We start from the raw sequence: 18,072 nt of genomic DNA, 5'->3' as shown, positions 1-18,072 counted from the left end.
TGGTCATCGGGTGTTCCCCGTCGCGGGCCTCAGTGGCGCCAGAGCATCGAGTATGGGACCGCAACCGAATTTCACGCAGTCCGTCGCCGGGAGCCCGGTCTCCTCTTCGACCCTGTCCACTTCACGCCGGGCATCGTCCAGGGACATGCCGAAGCAGTTGAGCGATACGGCCACGACCCGGCAGGGGAACAGCGGCCGGGCGATATTCTCATGGGCGGTAATCATCTCCGCGTAGGACGGCACGGCCACGGGGAGGTTGCGCATCATGTCCCTCCCAGGCTGGTGGCACAGTACCAGGGCCTGCGGCGCCGCGCCGTGAAGCAGACCGAGCGATACGCCTGAATAGGAAGGATGCAGAATCGTGCCCTGCCCTTCGATGACCAGCAGTTCCCGGTGCTTGCGTTCCAGCACGAGTCTTTCCGCCGCGCCCGATATGTAGTCCGCCGCCACGGTATCCACTGCGATGCCCGATCCGGCGATCATGATGCCGGTCTGCCCGGTGGCCACGAACTCGGCGTCCCAGCCTGCCTCGCGGGCCGCGCGGTCGATTTCGATCGCGGCGATCTTCTTGCCGATGCTGGAGTCGGCGCCGACGGTCAATACACGTAGGTTGGGGAGGCCGTGGACCTGGTGCCGCCCCACGTCCAGATCGCCGGGCGGCTGCCGCACGTCCCACAGCCGCACGCCTTGCTGTTCAGCATGCCGGGCGAACCCCTCGTCTTCGTTGAGAAAAGTATGCAGCCCGTTTACCACCTCGAGCCCGTGCTCGATGGCCTCGTGGATGACTTCCCGCCAGGCATCGGGCAGAACACCCCCGGGCGTCGCGATGCCGATGACCAGCGAGGTCGGTTCGAAGGCCATCGCCTCTCTCAGCGTCGCCACGATCGGGATGCCCGTTCCCACCTCGAGCACGTCTTCGAGTTTCCTCCCGGCGTGCACGCTGTCGAGCACCGCCACGGTCTCGTCGGACTTGTAGCGGACCAGCGACGCGGCCGTCTTAGAGGAGAACGTGCCCAGTTGGCCCTCGGTGAGAATGACCATTCGTCTGGATTGCATAGTACTCGCCTGGATTGCGAATTACTCGCCTGGATTGCGAATTCTCGCCGAACCCCGGTTCATCGATACGACGCGGCCGGATTTCATGGATTCCGTTGCGGCGTCCAGCACCTTCATCAGGTCCAGCATTTCGCGGGGCTGGACGGCCAGTTCGGCGCCTTCGGCCAGCACGGCCGCGATATTCCGGTAGTAGTCGACCCAGCTGCCTTTCACCGGATCCAGAATCTTCTCCTCTACCGTCCCGTCCCGCTCCGCGGCCACCAGGACGCGGTCTTCGGGCGCCTCCACCGCGTCCTCGATCCTGCCCTTCTTCATCCAGTCCTCCTGGGGATCGAGTCCCGTCTTCACGAGGGATCCCCGAGTACCCAGCACGTACCAGTGGGGCTTGGATATATGCGACAGATTGCTGATTTCCATCCGGTATTCAGTACCCGTTCCGAAATACAGCGTGCAGGTGACATGATCTTCAATGTCCCCTTCCCACAGGCGTTTGTGGCCTTTGCAGTGGACTGCCTCGGGACGGCCGGCCATCAGCTGCAGCCCCTGGTCGACCAAGTGGGCGCCCCAGTCGTAAAGCAGCCCGCCGCTGTCCGCCCGGCTCGTTCGCCAACCCCTGGATGCCCGGAACCGGTGCACCGCCCTTTCGACCAGGAAGGGTTCGCCAAGCAGGCCATCCTCTATTGCCTTGCGCACGGTCAAATAGCCCCAGTCCCAGCGGCGGTTGTGGAAGACGCTCAGCATGACCCCGCGCCGCCGGCTGACCGCGATCATTTCCCCGGCTTCGGCGGCCGACATGCACATGACCTTGTCGACGACCACGTGTCTCCCGGCCTCCATGGCTTCGATGGCCAGGGAAGCGTGGGTATGGTGAGGCGTGGCCAGGATGATCAGCTGAATGCCGTCGTCCGCCAGAAGATCGGTCAGGGTCCTGTAAGTATCCACGGACCCGTCCCGACGCGCCTGCGCACGGCGTGCAGGGTCCCGGCTGGCCACGGCGGCGAGTTCCAACCCCTCGGTCCGCGAAACCAGGTAGGCGTGGAAAAGCCGTCCCGCCAGTCCGTAGCCCACGATGCCCGTTCGTATCATGACGATTCCCCACACGCTCGCCCCGCGTCCTCCGCCCCACCGGCTATGCGGGGGACAATATACGGGTTGGGCCGGATGCATGGCAAACGCGAATTGGGTGGGTTATAATGTCCGTGACATTCCACCGGCGGCGCACTAATTTGCCGTTTCAACCGTCTTAAACCCGCACCTTCCGATCTCATGCCGGGTAACCACCCGATCCCGAGGTCCATCATGGCAACATCGCGACCGAACGTGCTCTGCATCCTTACCGACGACCAGGGCGTCTGGGCGGCGGGCTGTTACGGCAACGGGGAAATCCGCACGCCGCACATCGACCGGATCGCGGAGACCGGGGTTCGCTTCGAACGGTTCTTCGTGGCCACGCCCGTCTGCTCCCCCAGCCGCGCGACGCTGCTGACCGGCCGGATCCCCTCCCAGCATGGCGTGCACGACTGGATCAGGGGAGGCAATGTCGGCGAGGACGCGGCTTCCTACCTCGAGGGAGAAACGGCGTATACCGATGTGCTCGCGGCCCACGGATGGCGATGCGGCCTCAGCGGCAAATGGCACCTGGGCAACAGCACCCTGCCCCAGCACGGGTTTTCCCACTGGTTCACCCACCAGTTCGGCGGCGGTCCCTACAATGATGCGCCTATGGTCCGGAACGGCGTCCCGGTCACCGAACCGGGGTATGTCACGAACGTCATTACCGACGATGCGCTGGCCTTCATAGACCGCCACGCCAACCAGGATGATCCGTTCTACCTGAGCGTCCACTACACCGCGCCGCACAGTCCGTGGACGGGGCATCCGCAGGATATTGTCGATTCCTACGATGACTGCCCTTTCGACTCCTGTCCCCAGGAACCCGTCCACCCGTGGGCAGGCGGCCTGACCCGCGAATGCATGGGTGACCGGGAAAGCCTGAAGGGCTACTTTGCGGCCGTCACGGCCATGGACCTCGACGTCGGCCGGTTGCTGGGCCGGCTCGAGCATCACGGCATACGCGAGGACACCCTGGTGGTCTTCCTGAGCGACAACGGTTTCAGCCTGGGACACCACGGGTTCTGGGGCAAGGGCAACGGAACCAGCCCGTTGAACATGTACGAGAACTCCATCCTGGTGCCCGCGCTCGTAAGTCAACCCGGGCGCCTGCCCGAAGGCGCCGTGCAGCCGGCGATGATCAGCGCCTATGATTTCATGCCCTCGCTGCTGTCCTACCTGGATTTGCCCGTGCCCTGGGACCGCAACCTGCCGGGGCGAAACGCCCTGGACGCCTGGATGTGCGGGGCGGCTTCGTCCGACGCCGGCCGGGACCACGTCGTGGTATTCGACGAATACGGCGGCACACGCATGATACGCACCGAAACGTGGAAGTACGTGCACCGGTATCCCGACGGACCCAACGAACTGTACGACCTGGAGAACGATCCCGACGAACGGTCGAATCTCGCGGACGATGCCGGTTACGCCGCCAGGCGCCGGTCGCTGCGCGGCGAGTTGGAGGGCTGGTTCGAACGCTATGCCGACCCGGATCGGGACGGCTGGTCCAGGCCGGTCTCCGGCGCCGGCCAGCTGCGACCCGTCGGCGGCGACTGGGATGCCGACTCGCCTGCTTTCGAACAACTGACATCGTGAAGGAGACCCCGATGGCTGCAAGCAAAATCGCCGTTACGCTCTATACGTTGCGCGACTTCGTGCAGACGCCGGCCGACATTGCGGACACCCTGAAGAAAGTCAAGTCCATCGGCTATGAACATATTCAGCTTTCGGCCCTCGGTCCCGTCGACCCCGCGGAGCTCGGCACCATGATCCGGGACGCCGGCCTGCGCGTCTGCGCCACGCACGTGCCCTTCGAACGGCTGCAGGACGAACCGAACAAAGTGATCGAGGAGCACCGCCTCTGGGGTTGCGAGCATATCGCCGTCGGGTCCATGCCGCGGTCCTACTGGGACGATCCGGACGGGTTCTCCCGGTTCGCGGCGGACGTGTCCGCCGTGGCGGTCAGGCTGAAGAAAGCCGGCATGTCCTTCAGCTACCACAATCACCATACGGAACTCGTGCGCGTGGGCGGCCGGACCGGGCTGGCCATTCTCATCGAGGACAGCGACCCCGCCCTGTGCTTCGAGATCGACACCTACTGGATCCAGTACGGCGGGGGCGATCCGATCCACTGGATCGAACGGGTAAGCAACCGGTGCCCGGTCATCCATTTCAAGGACCTGGGCGTATCGGGCAGGGAACAGGTGATGGCCGAGATCGGCGAGGGGAACATGAACTGGCCCGGTATCGTCGCCGCCTGCGAGACCGCCGGGGCCCAGTGGTACGTCGTCGAACAGGATACCTGTGCAGGCGATCCCTTCGACAGTATCGCCATCAGCTTCCGCAACATGACCGCCATGGGCCTCTAGACCTATCGGGCGTACAGGACGCGCGGTCCGTGAAACCGCACACCGCGCTTGAAAAGAGGAATACATGATCGATCTTTCAGGCAAGACAGCGTTGATCAGCGGTTCCTCCCGCGGAATCGGCAAAGGCATCGCACTGGAAATGGCGCGCGCCGGGGCGGACGTCGCCGTCAACTACTTCCGCCACCGGGACGACGGCGAGGCCGTCGCGGGCGAGATCCGGACCATGGGGCGGCGGGCCGTCGTCATCTGCGCGGACGCGTCGGACCGGTCCGCGGTGGACGAGATGGTGGAACAGACATCCGAGGAACTCGGCGGACCCGATATCGTCGTGGCCAATGCCTACTATTCCACGCGGGAGCCTTTTCTCGAGATGGACGTGGATGAACTGCGGAAAACCTACGATGTCAGCCTCTTCGGCGCCTTCCACGTGGCCCAGGCCGGCGCGCGGAAGATGGTGGCCGGAGGGAAGGGCGGCAGCATCCTCTTCATTAGTTCGGTCATGTCCTTACTGCCTTTCCCCACATCGCTCGCCTACTCTTCGGCCAAGGCCGGCATGAACCACATGGCGGCCATCATCGCCCTGGAGCTGCTGGAGCACCGCATCCGCGTAAACGTTATCGAACCCGGGTGGACCGACACGCCCGGCGAGCGGCAGTACTCCACCGAGCAGGAACTCGAGGAGGGCGGCAGGCGGCTACCCTGGGGCCGGCTGGGTACGATCGAGGACCTGGGCAAGGCCGCCACCTTCCTGTGTTCCGACGCGGCGGACTACATCACCGGGGAGGTCCTGCGCGTCGACGGGGGGTTCTGGCTCAAGCGCGGGACGGCCTCCATCCAGGAGTGACTTCCGGCGCGAGCAGGCGGGATCACTCGGGCCAAGCTCGCATAGGGCAGGGACAGCCCATGCCAGGCCGGGACAGCCCAGGCTCGGCCGGGCTTGACCAGGCATGACCAAGCTGACAACGAAACCCATATCCCTTAAAACAGCCGGCCTGGGTCTGGCCTTCGCCTGTTTCGTCGCCTTCTGGGGACAGCACGCCTCCGCGCAGCTGAACTACAACTATCTGACCTTCCCCCAGATGCCGCTGTGCCTGGTCGTTCCCTTCGTCTTCCTGGTCCTTCTTCCGAACGTACTGATTCGCGCCATAAACCGGGACGCCGCGCTCACGAGGCCGGAACTCCTGATCATCTTCGCCATGGGACTGATCGCGGCCATGGTGCCCGACTGGGGGATGGTCCGCTATCTCATCAGCGTCATCACCGCGCCGCACTACTTCGCCAGCCCGGAGAACCAGTGGGAGGCGCATTTCTTCGCCTACCTGCCGGAATGGACGGTCATTCCCAACGACAAGGGGCAGGTGTCCGATTTCTTCGCGGGACGGCCGTCCGGGATGCCGATTCCGTGGCGGGACTGGGTCATCCCGCTCTTCTGGTGGATGTCGGCCCTGGGCGCGCTGCTCTTCATCGGCGCCTGCCTGGTCGTGATGTTCCGGAAACAGTGGGTGGAACACGAGCGGCTTCAGTTTCCCATGGGCGAGGTGGTGCTCCGCCTTCTCGAGACCGATCAAGGCGCGTCCGGAAGGTGGCCGGCCCTCTTCGGCAACCGGCTGTTCCAGGTCGGCTTCGCGGCCAGCTTGGCCGTCATGACCTGGAACATCATCGGCTTCTGGGGCGTGCTACCCCACATCCCCCTTCCCGGTCCGGTATTCAACGTGGTCATCGACCCGGCCTACCCGCCCATCGCCATCCGGCTCGTGCCCTACGTGCTGTGTTTCGCCTTCTTCGTCAACGTCGAGATCCTCTTCAGCGTCTGGTTCTTCCAGGTGCTGGGCATCCTGGAAACCGGTCTGCTCAACCGTTTCGGCGTGGTTTCGCCGGCCGAGACGATCGTGCCCCGCGGCCTGGTGGCCATCCAGTTCTGCGGCGGACTGATCATGTTCGCCCTGATCAGCGTCTGGATGGCCCGGAAACACATCCGAAACGTCCTTCGAAAGTCCCTCGGCAGGGAAAGTGACCTGCGCGACGAGAACGAAATGTTCTCCTACCGCACGGCGGTCTTCGGCCTGGTACTGGGCGTGCTCTTCATGACCGCCTGGCTGCACGCCATCGGATTCTCCGTCCCCGTCGCCCTGCTTTTCCTGTTCCTCCTGCTGGTATTCTATTTCGGCATCGCGCGCATCCTCGCCGAAGCGGGCCTGATCAACCTCGATCTGCCGATCAACGCCCACGCCTTCACGGTGGGGATGGTGGGCTCGGCCAACCTGTCGGGGTCTACGCTGACCGGCCTCGGACTGACCAACACCTTCGCGCGGAACTGGCGGACCTTTACGATGGTGGGGCTTTCGCACGTCGCCTTCTGGCGGAACTATCTCGGGGAGAACCGCGGGCGGCTGTTCCTGCTCGTGATGCTCGCGTTCGTCAGCGGGACGGCGATCTCGATGGGATACGTCGTCTACTCAGGTTACGCGGAGGGGGCGGACAACCTGCATATCAATCTGAGGAACACGGGGAACCTGTTTTTCGACCTGGTGGTGAAGTGGATGAAGAACGCCACGCAGGTCACCGCCCTCGAAATCCTGTTTCTCACGGTCGGCATGGCCGTAAGCAGCCTGCTTGCCCTGGGCAGGTACCTCTTCTACTGGTGGCCGCTCAATCCCATCGGGTTCGCCATCGGGGCCTCGGCGCCCATACGGGGGCTTACCTTCACCCTCTTCGTCGCGTGGCTCGTCCAGGTCATCCTGCTCCGCATCGGCGGCGTCCGGCTGTACCGGAAAGCGCAACCGCTTTTCCTGGGTATCCTCGTCGGTTACGTGGCCGGGGTCCTGGCCGCCTATATCGTCGATACGATTTACTTTCCGGACACGCCGCACATCACCGAGATCTTCTAGCCCGCCCGGGACGGCCACTCCGGCAGGCCTACCAGTTGTGCACGTTGTGTCCCTGGCCCGGAAACCAGATGACATCGACGACCAGGGAGAGAGTCACGCCCGCCGCGTAACCCAGCAGCACGCCGATCACGGCCGGCTGCATCCTCCGGTACATTTCGAAGCCGCCCAGGCGCAGCAACAGCACCTTGATCAGCCAGATCGTGAAGATCGACGTGATTTCGAAGTTGATGATGTCCGCGTAGGCTACGACGTAGCCGATGGGATGGAAGGGCCAGCCCGGGAATCGGTACTGCATGAACAGGAGACCCGTGGTGATCCCGGCGCCCAGGAACAGGAAATAGATCTCCTCGTAGGACAGGGTGTAGGGATTGTTGAACCACGTGGCCAGCTGGTCGTAGAACCCTTCGGCCCGGAGCGGCGCGAAATCATGGGCGCCCGTCCCGGATGCCCCGGCGTAGATCGTATAGCCGTTCGTGACGATGAAGGTCAGTACCAGCACCGCGCCCACCGCGGCGAACAGGCCCTTCCTGGACCGCGTAAACCCTTCGGAGACCTTCAGGCTGTGTATCAGGGAAGAAAGTCCGATGCCCCGGTGGTTGTGGGAGATGGCGTGGGTGAGTCCCAGGGCCGTAAGATTCGAGGGCGAGAGGTTGGTCGAGCCGATGACGCCCACCGTCATTTCGTTCGAATTGACCGGAAGGTCGAGAAAGACCAGCCCGGTCTCGGCGACGATGCGGGTGACGCCGATATACAGTGCCAGGGTGATCGCGAGGAAGAGCACCGCTACGTCGACCGACATGCCCATGCGGTTCAACCAGAACAGCAGGTAGCACAAGCCGCCCGCCAGTCCAAGCAATGCCGTGCGGTAGGACAGCAATTCCATGGAATCGTCGAGTTCCGGCGCACGGCCCAGGGCTTTGCGCCAGACCGCCTTCAGGTGATGTCTCCCGATCCACAGGCCCCAGAGTACGAATACCCAGAATCCGCCGAAATGCTGGGTCTTTACGATGAACCCGGAGCCGCCCGCCATGCCGGACGCCGATACGCCCAACTGGTTGAGCAGGCTGATTTCCAGCAACGCGAGGAGGTGGAAGAACCATATGCTGAAGAGCACCTTGAGGTCGGCGAAGTAGGCGAAACACATCATGAAGATATTGAACTGCACCTGGGTCTCGGGAACGGACTGCGCCAGTTGGATCTGTGTTCGGAAGGGCGCGCCGACGGGTATGGCCGGCACGTAACCGAAATAAGCCAGACAGTTCCAGGCCAGCAGGGCGAAGGTGAGCCCGAATCCCACCTGAAAGTACCGGTTCGCCATAAACGCCGGCACCAGTCCTCCCCGGGTCGTCCCCGCGATCAGCATCGAGGGAATCTGGACCGCGGGGAAGGACAGCCGCTCGTGCTCGACCCACTGCCGGCGGAAGATCACCGAAATGCAGGCCATGACCAGGAACAGCGCCGCCAGCATGCACATCCACCAGAAGAGGGGAACGATCCAGTCGACCCACAGCAGGACACTCTGGCTGGCGCCTTCGTAGAACCCCGTCGCGGCCCCGAGGTCGTCCTGGACGACCAGCCAGCCCGGCAGATGGGGGAAGAAGGTGTCCGCCCAACGGTTCTCCGGCGTGGCGTAGTAGAACGGCGACGCCAGGATGCCGACGAAGTAGTCCACGAAGGCCTTGCCGGGTATCGTGGACGAGACCAGGCAGAAGACGAAGAGCACGGCCAGTTCACCCGCCGTGAACGCCCGTTCGGGCCGCCACCTGCGCAGGGGGATCTGAACGCAGAAGATCACGACGAGAAAGGAAACCAGCGCCGCGATCGAGAGATGGCTCAGGGTGAGCCTTGGGCCGTGCATGACGTAATTGGTATGGGGCGTCCAGATCGCGATGAACACGGCGAGCACGCTGCCCAGGATGAGCACCCTGGGGGTCAGGCCGTTCGCGGATTGGATGGAGGGTGAAACCTGGTTTGAATCGGTCGGCATCTGGGGACGTTGATTCCAAATCTGCGGGGTGAATCGGTACTCATGGCGTGCTGGCGCGGCTTCGCGAATACGGGTTTTAAATATATCCACGCACCGCCGGTTTCGGCTATTGTTTTATGCGGGCTTTCAAACGGGAATCTGCCGTCGAAAACTACCGGGATGGGTCTCGCGGCCATGGCATGCAGACCCGTTTTTTTCTATTGCCTTACGGCCGCTCATCATCTAATTTGCGCTAATGTGTTTTGTCTGTGAAATCCGGCCGATTCACGATCTGGTTTCAAGAGGATAACCTATGTCGACAACCGGTGTTACGCTGAAGACCAGCGGTTTCGGCCAGACGCGCCGCAGAGACGCCTGGTGGGCGCAGCAGTTGGTGACATTGGGCGTATTCTCCGCCTTCGTCGTCTACTCCACGTGGGCGGCCTTTCAGGGCGAGTTCTACGCCTGGGGGCCCTATCTTTCGCCCTTCTATTCGCCCGAAATCTTCGGCAGTTCGTCCCATGCCCTCTTCGGTCCCAGGCCCGATTGGTGGCCAGCCATGCTCCCGTTCTCACCGGCCTTCCTGATCCTCTGGGCGCCGGCCGGATTCCGCATCACCTGCTACTACTACCGGGGAGCGTACTACAAGGCCTTCTGGGCCGACCCGCCTTCCTGCAGTGTTTCCGAACCGAGAAAGAAATACCGGGGCGAACAGTCCTTTCCGCTCATACTCCAGAACATTCACCGGTACTTTCTCTACGCGGTGTTCATCATCTGGATCTTCCTGGCTCACGACGCCTGGAAGGCCCTGTGGTTCACGGACGCGGCGACCGGCGAGACTTCCTTCGGCATCGGGATCGGCACCCTGGTGTTGACCCTGAACGTTATCCTCCTGGGCGGCTACCAGTTCGGCTGCCACTCCCTGCGGCACCTGATCGGCGGCAACCTGGACCTGCTTTCGAAAGCGCCCGTGCGGCATGCGGGTTACCAGTGCGTTTCTTGCCTGAACAGAGGTCACATGAACTGGGCCTGGCTCAGTCTGGTCTGGGTCGCTTTCGCGGATGTGTACGTACGCCTGGTGGCCATGGGCGTGTGGACGGATTGGAGAATCCTTTAATGGCGGAATACCAGCGCCACGAACATGACGTGCTCGTGATCGGCGCCGGCGGCGCCGGCCTCCGGGCGGCCATCGAGGCCTCGGCCGCCGGAGTATCGGTGGGATTAGTGTGCAAGTCCCTGCTGGGCAAGGCCCATACGGTCATGGCCGAAGGCGGCGTGGCCGCTGCCCTGGCCAACGTGGACGACCGGGACGGCTGGAGCGTCCACTTCGCCGACACGATGCGGGGCGGCCAGTACCTGAGCAACTGGCGCATGGCCGAGCTGCACGCCCGCGAAGCGCCGGACCGCGTCCGGGAGTTGGAAGCCTGGGGCGCCCTGTTCGACCGGACGGCCGACGGCCGTATCCTGCAGCGCAACTTCGGCGGCCACAAGTACCCCCGCCTCGCCCACGTGGGCGACCGCACCGGCCTGGAAATGATCCGCACCCTCCAGGACTACGGGATCCACCAGGGCATGGAAGTGTACATGGAACACGCCATCGTGGCCCTGTTGAAGGACGGCGACCGGGTGGTGGGCGCTTTCGGCTACGACCGGGAGCGGGGACGTTTCCGGGTATTCCGCGCGAAAGCGGTTATCCTGGCCACGGGCGGCATCGGCCGGGCGTTCAAGATCACGAGCAACAGCTGGGAATATACCGGAGACGGCCACGGCCTGGCCTACGACGCCGGGGCCGCGCTGCTGGACATGGAGTTCGTGCAGTTCCACCCGACGGGCATGGTATGGCCGCCGAGCGTAAGAGGCATCCTGGTCACGGAGGGCGTCCGCGGCGAGGGCGGCGTCCTGACGAACAGCGAAGGCAACCGGTTCATGTTCGACGACATTCCCGATCTCTACAAGAACTCCACCGCGGATAACCCCGAAGAGGGCTGGATCTATACGCAGGGGGACAAGGAAGCCCGCCGGCCGCCCGAACTGCTGACGCGAGACCACGTGGCCCGGTGTATCGTGCGGGAAATCCGGGAAGGCCGAGGATCGCCCCACGACGGGGTCTACCTCGACATTTCGTGGATCAGGGAGAAGCTTTCCAACGCCGAAGAACATATCAAGCGCAAGCTGCCCAGCATGTACCACCAGTTCAAGCAGCTTGCCGACATCGACATCACGAAAGAGGCCATGGAAGTGGGCCCCACGACCCACTACGTGATGGGCGGCGTGCTCGTGGACGCCGACACGCAGATGTCGACCGTGCCCGGTCTATTCGCCGCAGGAGAATGCGCGGCGGGCCTGCACGGGGCCAACCGGCTGGGCGGCAATTCCCTTTCCGACCTGCTCGTATTCGGCCAGCGCGCCGGCAAGTACGCCGCGGAGTACGCACGGGAGAACGGCAACGGCGCGATCGATGACGGCCAGGTCGAAGCAGCCATTGGCGAGACCCTGGCGCCCTTCGACCGCGAGCAAAGCGGCGAGAACCCCTTCGAGATTCAATACGAACTGCAGGAACGGATGCAGGAACTTGTCGGCATCGTGCGCAACGAGGGCGACATGCAACGGGCGCTCGAGGTCGTCGACGATCTGCGTCAAAGGACCGGTAAAGTCTCCGTAGTCGGCAACCGCGAATACAACCCGGGCTGGCACACCGCGCTGGATCTGAAGTTCCTGCTGATCGTCTCGGAGGCGGTGGCCAGGGCCGCGCTGGAAAGGAAGGAGAGCCGCGGCGCGCACTTCCGGGAAGACTTCGAGGAAAAGGACGAAGCTTTCGGCAGCCTCAACATCACCCAACATAAAGGCGCCGGCGGCGAGATGGTGATCAACAGCGTTCCGGTCACACCGCTCCGGGAGGACCTGGCAGCGGTCATCGAGGAGAACAGATAATGGCGACGGCCAACTTCCGAATCTGGCGGGGCGATGGCGAGAGTGGCGGGTTCGAAGACTATTCCACCGAGATCGACGAGGGCATGGTCGTACTGGACGCGGTGCACCAGATCCAGGCGGAGTCGGCCCCCGACCTGGCGGTCCGGTGGAACTGCAAGGCCGGCAAGTGCGGGTCCTGTTCCGCCGAAGTCAACGGACATCCCAAGCTGATGTGCATGACGCGCATGAGCGACCTGCCCGATGACGAAACCATCACGATCGAGCCGATGAAGGCCTTCCCGACCATCCGCGACCTGGTGACGGATGTATCCTGGAACTTCGAGGCCAAGATGAAGATCAAGCCCTTCAGGCCCCGGAAGCCCGACGCCGAGGACGGCACCTGGCGCATGGATCAGGACGACATCGAGCGGGTGCAGGAGTTCCGCAAATGCATCGAGTGCTTTCTCTGCCAGGACGTCTGCCACGTGTTGCGGGAACACGACCTGCACGAGGAGTTCATCGGGCCGCGCCTCATGGTGCACAACGCCGCCCTGGAGATGCATCCCCTCGACACCGAGGACCGGCTCGGCGACCTCAAGGAGGACCAGGGCATCGGCTACTGCAACATCACCAAGTGCTGCACCCACGTCTGCCCCGAAGAAATCACCATCACGGACAACGCCATCATCCCCTTGAAGGAACGGGTCGTCGGCGAATTCTATGATCCGCTCAACCGGCTGCTGCGCATCTTCAAGTCGAAGGACAGCAACGAGCCGGCCTAGTATTACGCCTCGAAGAAACAAATGTGCAATTTCTCTGGTCTACTGGTCTACTCCGGATCGATCCTTTCCGCAAGTCGCAAGACCAGACATTCCAGGATTCCCTCCAGTCTTGCCATTCGTTCTCTAAGGTCAGCTTGCCCCTTTTCCAAGGCGACAAGACGGAGATTGATGTCTCGCTTCGACGCCAGGATTAGCCCGGCGAGGGCAACGCTTACCCCGGCAAGAGCAACACCTACACTGATTATCCCGATCAACTCGACGCTCATTTCAAATTCTCCCGGCGTTCAGGTATGTATTTTATACAGTCGTAACGATCACGACGCTCAGTCGTGGTTTCACGTCCGCATCTGAACAACTACATCAATTTCAATAGTCGCTGTCATTTGCGGGTTTCTCGTATGAAATAAACAGACCTGATGAGAGATTGGGATTCAGTCTGCGACACCCACCTAGGCCCATGCCCCCCGGGCCATCAGACCTCCGTCCACGTTCACGTATTCACCCGTGATGAAGGAAGCCCTGTCGCTCGCGAGGAAGAGCACCGCGTTGGCGATATCTTCCGGACTGCCCAGGCGGTTCACGGCGTGCCGGGAGGCCATATCCGTCCGTATTTCGTCCTCGTCGCCGCCGATCGAGTCGATGGCTTCCTGCAGGAGCGGCGTTTCGATGGTGCCCGGGTTGACCGCCACCACGCGGATGTTGTCCTCCGCGTAATCCAGGGCCAGTTGGCGCACCAGCGACAGGTCGCCCCCCTTGCTCGCCGCGTAGGCCGAGATGCCTTTGGCCGACTGCAGACCCTGCACGCTGGCCGTGTTGATGATTACGCCGCCTCCCCGCGCCTTCATGACGGGCACGCAGTACTTCACCATCAGGAACCGGCTTTTGAGGTTTACGTCGATGATCCGGTCCCACTGCTCCTCTGAGAGCTCATGGGCGGGAAGATAGCTCGTCGTGGGCTGGATCCCCACGTTGTTGCACAGGATGTCCACCCCGCCCCAGGAATCCGTGGCCGTTTCCACCAGGTACCGGCACACTTCGCTCGTGGATACGTCGGCGTACACGTAGCGGATATTGTCGTTTTCCGCGGCGATCTTCGCGCCGGCTTCATCGTCGATGTCGGCGCACAGGACATGGGCTCCCTCACCGGCGAAGGCGCGGACGATACCCCCTCCGATGCCTTTCGCGCCGCCAGTCACGATGACTACTTTCCCTTCGAATGCTCCTCCCGACTCATTTCCCATGATCTACCTCCATTCGTGATCCATACAACATCCCATACACTAGTTCAACCTTTCGGTTACGTAAAGTAACGCGCCTTTGCACGAGGTGACCAGTTTTAAAACGGCGTTTACGGCTGGTGTGAAGAATAAGTACTTGACGGGGTGTAATGTCACGGTAGTGTAACTGTCTGATTTGTAAACATGTAGTAAAGTACGTGTACTTATGGTACGAGTCCTCTCGAGTCGATGGAGGTGTGTAATTGTTGCGGATACCAGTTTCCCTACTATGTGCTATAATCCTGGCTTGCTCAGGCGATTCCAGTCCAATTGCCAACTCAGTTACCGTACCCCTGGAACGTACGGTGCAAACCTTACATCCCGTACTTGGCGTCCGTATCGCTGCCGAGGTTGATGACGGTTCCTATGTCAGAGATGATTACAATCCCCCCAGTTCAATCGAGGCTGATATCGTAAACCGACAGGGCGGGTTGTTCTCTCCCTACTCGCTCAATTGCTTCGATTCCGCTACCGAAACGGATATTGAACACATCGTTGCAGCCGCCGAGGCACATGCCAGCGGCATGTATGCCAGGACCGAGGAAGATCGCAGTGCCTTCGGCAAGGACCTGGACAACCTCACCCTGGCTGCGCCTAGCGTAAACAGAAACCAGAAATCCGACAAGGACCCGGCAGAATGGATGCCGGAGAACAACAGATGCTGGTATGTAGGCAAGTGGGTGGAAATCAAGAAGAAGTACAATCTGACCATGGACCAGGCCGAAGCAGACTCAATTGCTGCGGTCTATCAGGAATGCGATTCTTTCGAAATGACCGTGCCAGTCTGTGCCGCGGGTCTGGCCGAGTCTGGATACTATGATTTCAGATGGAGCAGGTGGGGCGACAGCAAGGAGGAAGTGCAGTCGACGGAACTCGACACCCTGACCTATAGCCAGGTAGATTCAACCCGGGAAACCGGATCGGTCACGGCATTGTTACAGTTCAGTGATGAGATATCCGACACGGTAACGGTTTCGTACTTGTTTTCGGACAACGCCCTCAGTTCAGGATCATATGCGTTTGCGACGGATGTGCCATCCAGCAGGTTGGATACCATTAAACCCGTTCTTGACGAACGTTACGGTGAAAGTGAAGAATCGGAAGGACATACCGTTTGGAAACGAAATGAACGCACCTGGGTGCATCTATATGCCGCGACACAAGACGACCCCATGCGTATTGTCTATGTAGAACGGTCAACAGGTAGCGATTCCGGCTATGACGATCTTCCATTGCGTGTCATTGTAACAGATAAATGAACCGTCTCCATATAACCCCCTTCACAATGGTCTCCGATTACAAGGAGACCTTTGTGCTTTGACATCCCCGCTACATCTCTCCCGGAAACACGCTTTAAAACTCACCGGATGGCAATCGGCCGGGCCGGCGAGCCCGTCGCGCCCTTGAAGCGGATGGGCGTGTGGATGAACAGGAACTCGTAGACACCGTCTCCTGAAAGTTCGTCGAAGTTCATGTTTTCGAGGTTCCACACGCCGTTCCGGGTGATGAGCTCCTGGTGGACCGGAAAGGCCTTGCCGATGTCCGGGTTGGGCACGACTTCGGTGGTCCACTGGTCCGAGCCGATCATGGAAGCCTGCTTCTCGACCACCCAGCGGGCCACGGCCATTCCGATACCCGGCGGGCTGGCGTTGTACGTACCGGGGTCGTTCCAGTGGCGGGCCCATCCGTACCGGAAGAAGTAGGCGTCGCCCGGCTCGAGACTGTCCATCGCTATGCCCTGTCGCTCCAGCGCGCCTTCCACGTCCTCCACGGTGACCTCGTAGCCGTGATCGAGGGATTCCACGCCCTTGTACGCGGCCACGTCGACGAGGATACCGCGGGTGATGAAGGGTCCCACGTGCTCGACGCCCAGCTTCAGCAGGCCGTAGGGCCCCTTGATCTCCTCATTAGTGAATCCGTTGTAGAACACGTCCTTCTCCGTTCCGTCGGCCATCGTGATCCGCTCGCCGATGTGGCCCGGTCCGTCGAACTGCGTGCCGACCTGGCCGATTTCGGCCACCAGGAACTCGTCGTAATAGATCAGGTTGTTCGTCCCCATAGGCTCGCCCGTGGGAGAACCGGGCAGCACCATGGAATAGGTCCGCTGGCCGAAGAGCGGCATGTCGGCGCTGTACACCTGGCCGATCTCGTAGATCTGGCCCGTCTTGACCAGGGTAAGGGCCTTCAGCACCTTCTCCGGCGTGATCCAGTTGGATCCGCCCGACTGGTCGTCCTTGCCCCAGATGGGATGGGGCCACCACGGACCTTCTTCCCGCGTCTGGGCGTTCGACTGGAAGAGGAAACCGACGGTCAGAAGGAAAACGATTACGAACTTCGCGGATTTCATTAAACTACCTCCTGAATGAGATTGACCGAATGACGTAGCGTAGATGAAACGCGACCTATGGCATGTATAACGGTTCCGTGATTCCAAAATCAGTCGTAATTGCTTTGAACATGCTCGCCGAGCAACCGCCGCTGGCGGGCCGTAGCCCGGGACAGGATGGCCGGGTCGAACTGGAATCGGTTCAGGTAGGGCGGAAACTTCTGCGTGATCATGCGCTGTGCGTAGTGGACCTGGAGCAGGTAGCGCATCCGGCCGCTCGTATTCGCCGTCCCGCGGTGCCAGACTTCGCAGCGGAAGAGGACGGCGTCGCCGGCCGAACACAGTATGCTCCGCGGTTCGACTCCGCGCCAGGTGGATTCGCCATTGGACGGACAGCGGCCCGCGCGGTGGCTGCCCGGAATGAACTGCGTGGGGCCAAGTTCCTCGTAGATATCGTTGAGATAGAAGTGGGCCGTGGTGATGTACACCGGCACATGGACACGGGGATCGTCCATGACGTCCTCCGGCAGCTCCAGCGGCTGCCAGTCCACGTGGACGCCCTGGTCCGGCCGGCCCGGGCCCGTCATCCACGCCGTCATGCCGATTACGTGACAGTCCGGTCCATGGGCGGCTTCGACCACGTCGATGACATCCGGGCGGTCCAGATAGGACAGAAACAGCGGGTCCCGGTTAAACACGTTGTTGATGGACTTGTTGAGAAAACCGTGGGAATCTGGGTTCGTGTGCCGGTCGAACTCTTCGGACCGCGCTTCCAGCCGGTCCATGGCATCGCGCAGTTCGACGACTTCATCATCTGCAAGCGCACTTGAAAAATAGACATAGCCGTCCTGGTCCAGGGCTTCAACCCGCTGTTCCAGCGTCTCCCTCGCGACCAATTCCAGTCTTTCCGGCACGTTCGAACTCCTCAGGCTTCTCAGGCACGCTCGAATTCAGGCAGTTCCGGCAGAAAGGCATATCCCCCGCCGGTTTTGTGCTCGCAGCAGAAGTGTGTCTTGCCGTTGGTGGCCACCAGGAACCGGGCGTTGATGACCGAATTGTACCGGGCCAGCTGCTCGAATACCGCTTCGGTTACCCGCACGTCCGGCGCCTTGCATTCGCCCATGAGCACCGGCCGTCCCTTCAGGTCGTGCATGATCACGTCGGCGCGAACGGCCGTTCCGGCGTACTGGAATCCCTTTTCCACGGCGGCAAAGCCCGCGGGAAAGCCCCGGTCCTCCACCAGGTACCGCACCAGGTGCTGCCGGACCCACTCCTCGGGCGTCAGTCGGACGAACCTGCGCCGGATCGGGTCGAAAATGATCCTGCGGCCCGCTTCATCCGAATCGATTTCGAATCCGTATTCCGGGAAATTGAGCCGTTCCATGATG

At 61.9% G+C, this 18,072-nt stretch carries 16 protein-coding genes; 8 read left to right on the top strand and 8 right to left on the bottom strand.

The window, feature by feature from the left end; all coding sequences use genetic code 11:
* Positions 1 to 3: 3 nt before the first annotated feature.
* A complete protein-coding gene (locus tag F4Y38_10820; protein MXY49768.1) occupies positions 4 to 1,056 on the bottom strand; it encodes a DUF1611 domain-containing protein in 1,053 nt (350 codons plus the stop codon).
* Between the two features lie 21 nt (positions 1,057 to 1,077).
* Complete coding sequence (locus tag F4Y38_10815; GenBank protein ID MXY49767.1) at positions 1,078 to 2,223, bottom strand: dehydrogenase; 1,146 nt, start codon at positions 2,221 to 2,223, stop codon at positions 1,078 to 1,080.
* Positions 2,224 to 2,355: 132 nt separating this feature from the next.
* On the opposite strand from F4Y38_10815, the gene F4Y38_10810 reads away from it, so the two are divergent.
* The 4 genes from F4Y38_10810 (at position 2,356) to F4Y38_10795 (ending at position 7,423) form a co-directional block, all read left to right on the top strand.
* Positions 2,356 to 3,762, top strand: a complete 1,407-nt coding sequence (locus tag F4Y38_10810) for a sulfatase-like hydrolase/transferase (protein MXY49766.1) — start codon at positions 2,356 to 2,358, stop codon at positions 3,760 to 3,762.
* Positions 3,763 to 3,773: 11 nt separating this feature from the next.
* Positions 3,774 to 4,535 carry a sugar phosphate isomerase/epimerase gene (locus F4Y38_10805; protein MXY49765.1) on the top strand — a complete coding sequence of 254 codons (762 nt, stop codon included), beginning with the start codon at positions 3,774 to 3,776 and terminating at the stop codon, positions 4,533 to 4,535.
* 64 nt (positions 4,536 to 4,599) lie between these two features.
* The gene (locus tag F4Y38_10800; GenBank protein MXY49764.1) at positions 4,600 to 5,379 is read left to right on the top strand and encodes an SDR family oxidoreductase; all 780 of its coding nucleotides are present in this window, start codon (positions 4,600 to 4,602) and stop codon (positions 5,377 to 5,379) included.
* 103 nt (positions 5,380 to 5,482) lie between these two features.
* Positions 5,483 to 7,423 carry a hypothetical protein gene (locus tag F4Y38_10795; GenBank protein ID MXY49763.1) on the top strand — a complete coding sequence of 647 codons (1,941 nt, stop codon included), beginning with the start codon at positions 5,483 to 5,485 and terminating at the stop codon, positions 7,421 to 7,423.
* Between the two features lie 28 nt (positions 7,424 to 7,451).
* Here F4Y38_10795 and F4Y38_10790 read toward each other — a convergent pair whose 3' ends face one another.
* Positions 7,452 to 9,410 carry a hypothetical protein gene (locus F4Y38_10790; GenBank protein MXY49762.1) on the bottom strand — a complete coding sequence of 653 codons (1,959 nt, stop codon included), beginning with the start codon at positions 9,408 to 9,410 and terminating at the stop codon, positions 7,452 to 7,454.
* Between the two features lie 292 nt (positions 9,411 to 9,702).
* On the opposite strand from F4Y38_10790, the gene F4Y38_10785 reads away from it, so the two are divergent.
* The 3 genes from F4Y38_10785 to F4Y38_10775 are packed head-to-tail and all read left to right on the top strand — an operon-like array spanning position 9,703 to position 13,081.
* Complete coding sequence (locus F4Y38_10785; GenBank protein MXY49761.1) at positions 9,703 to 10,506, top strand: succinate dehydrogenase; 804 nt, start codon at positions 9,703 to 9,705, stop codon at positions 10,504 to 10,506.
* Complete coding sequence (locus tag F4Y38_10780) at positions 10,506 to 12,320, top strand: fumarate reductase/succinate dehydrogenase flavoprotein subunit (protein ID MXY49760.1); 1,815 nt, start codon at positions 10,506 to 10,508, stop codon at positions 12,318 to 12,320. Before F4Y38_10785 ends, F4Y38_10780 begins: the two co-directional genes overlap by 1 nt.
* Positions 12,320 to 13,081, top strand: coding sequence for a succinate dehydrogenase/fumarate reductase iron-sulfur subunit (locus F4Y38_10775; protein MXY49759.1), 762 nt, complete (start codon positions 12,320 to 12,322; stop codon positions 13,079 to 13,081). Before F4Y38_10780 ends, F4Y38_10775 begins: the two co-directional genes overlap by 1 nt.
* A 47-nt stretch (positions 13,082 to 13,128) precedes the next feature.
* On the opposite strand, the gene F4Y38_10770 is transcribed toward F4Y38_10775, so the two are convergent.
* Positions 13,129 to 13,347, bottom strand: a complete 219-nt coding sequence (locus F4Y38_10770; GenBank protein ID MXY49758.1) for a hypothetical protein — start codon at positions 13,345 to 13,347, stop codon at positions 13,129 to 13,131.
* A 183-nt stretch (positions 13,348 to 13,530) separates the two neighbouring features.
* Positions 13,531 to 14,322, bottom strand: a complete 792-nt coding sequence (locus F4Y38_10765) for an SDR family oxidoreductase (GenBank protein MXY49757.1) — start codon at positions 14,320 to 14,322, stop codon at positions 13,531 to 13,533.
* A gap of 239 nt (positions 14,323 to 14,561) precedes the next feature.
* On the opposite strand from F4Y38_10765, the gene F4Y38_10760 reads away from it, so the two are divergent.
* Positions 14,562 to 15,617, top strand: a complete 1,056-nt coding sequence (locus F4Y38_10760) for an HNH endonuclease (GenBank protein MXY49756.1) — start codon at positions 14,562 to 14,564, stop codon at positions 15,615 to 15,617.
* 101 nt (positions 15,618 to 15,718) lie between these two features.
* Here the strand turns inward: F4Y38_10760 and F4Y38_10755 are convergent, their stop codons facing one another.
* The 3 genes from F4Y38_10755 to F4Y38_10745 form a co-directional block, all read right to left on the bottom strand.
* A complete protein-coding gene (locus F4Y38_10755; GenBank protein ID MXY49755.1) occupies positions 15,719 to 16,705 on the bottom strand; it encodes a cyclase family protein in 987 nt (328 codons plus the stop codon).
* 89 nt (positions 16,706 to 16,794) lie between these two features.
* The gene (locus F4Y38_10750; GenBank protein ID MXY49754.1) at positions 16,795 to 17,586 is read right to left on the bottom strand and encodes a phytanoyl-CoA dioxygenase family protein; all 792 of its coding nucleotides are present in this window, start codon (positions 17,584 to 17,586) and stop codon (positions 16,795 to 16,797) included.
* A 32-nt stretch (positions 17,587 to 17,618) separates the two neighbouring features.
* On the bottom strand, positions 17,619 to 18,068 hold the full coding sequence (locus F4Y38_10745) for a type I restriction enzyme HsdR N-terminal domain-containing protein (GenBank protein ID MXY49753.1): 450 nt from the start codon (positions 18,066 to 18,068) through the stop codon (positions 17,619 to 17,621).
* Positions 18,069 to 18,072: the final 4 nt, after the last annotated feature.

The sequence above is a fragment of the Gemmatimonadota bacterium genome, from assembly GCA_009838645.1.
Taxonomy (GTDB): domain Bacteria; phylum JAAXHH01; class JAAXHH01; order JAAXHH01; family JAAXHH01; genus JAAXHH01.
The sequence above is the reverse complement of the archived record's forward strand: the minus strand, read 5'-3'. Positions and strand labels throughout refer to the sequence as shown.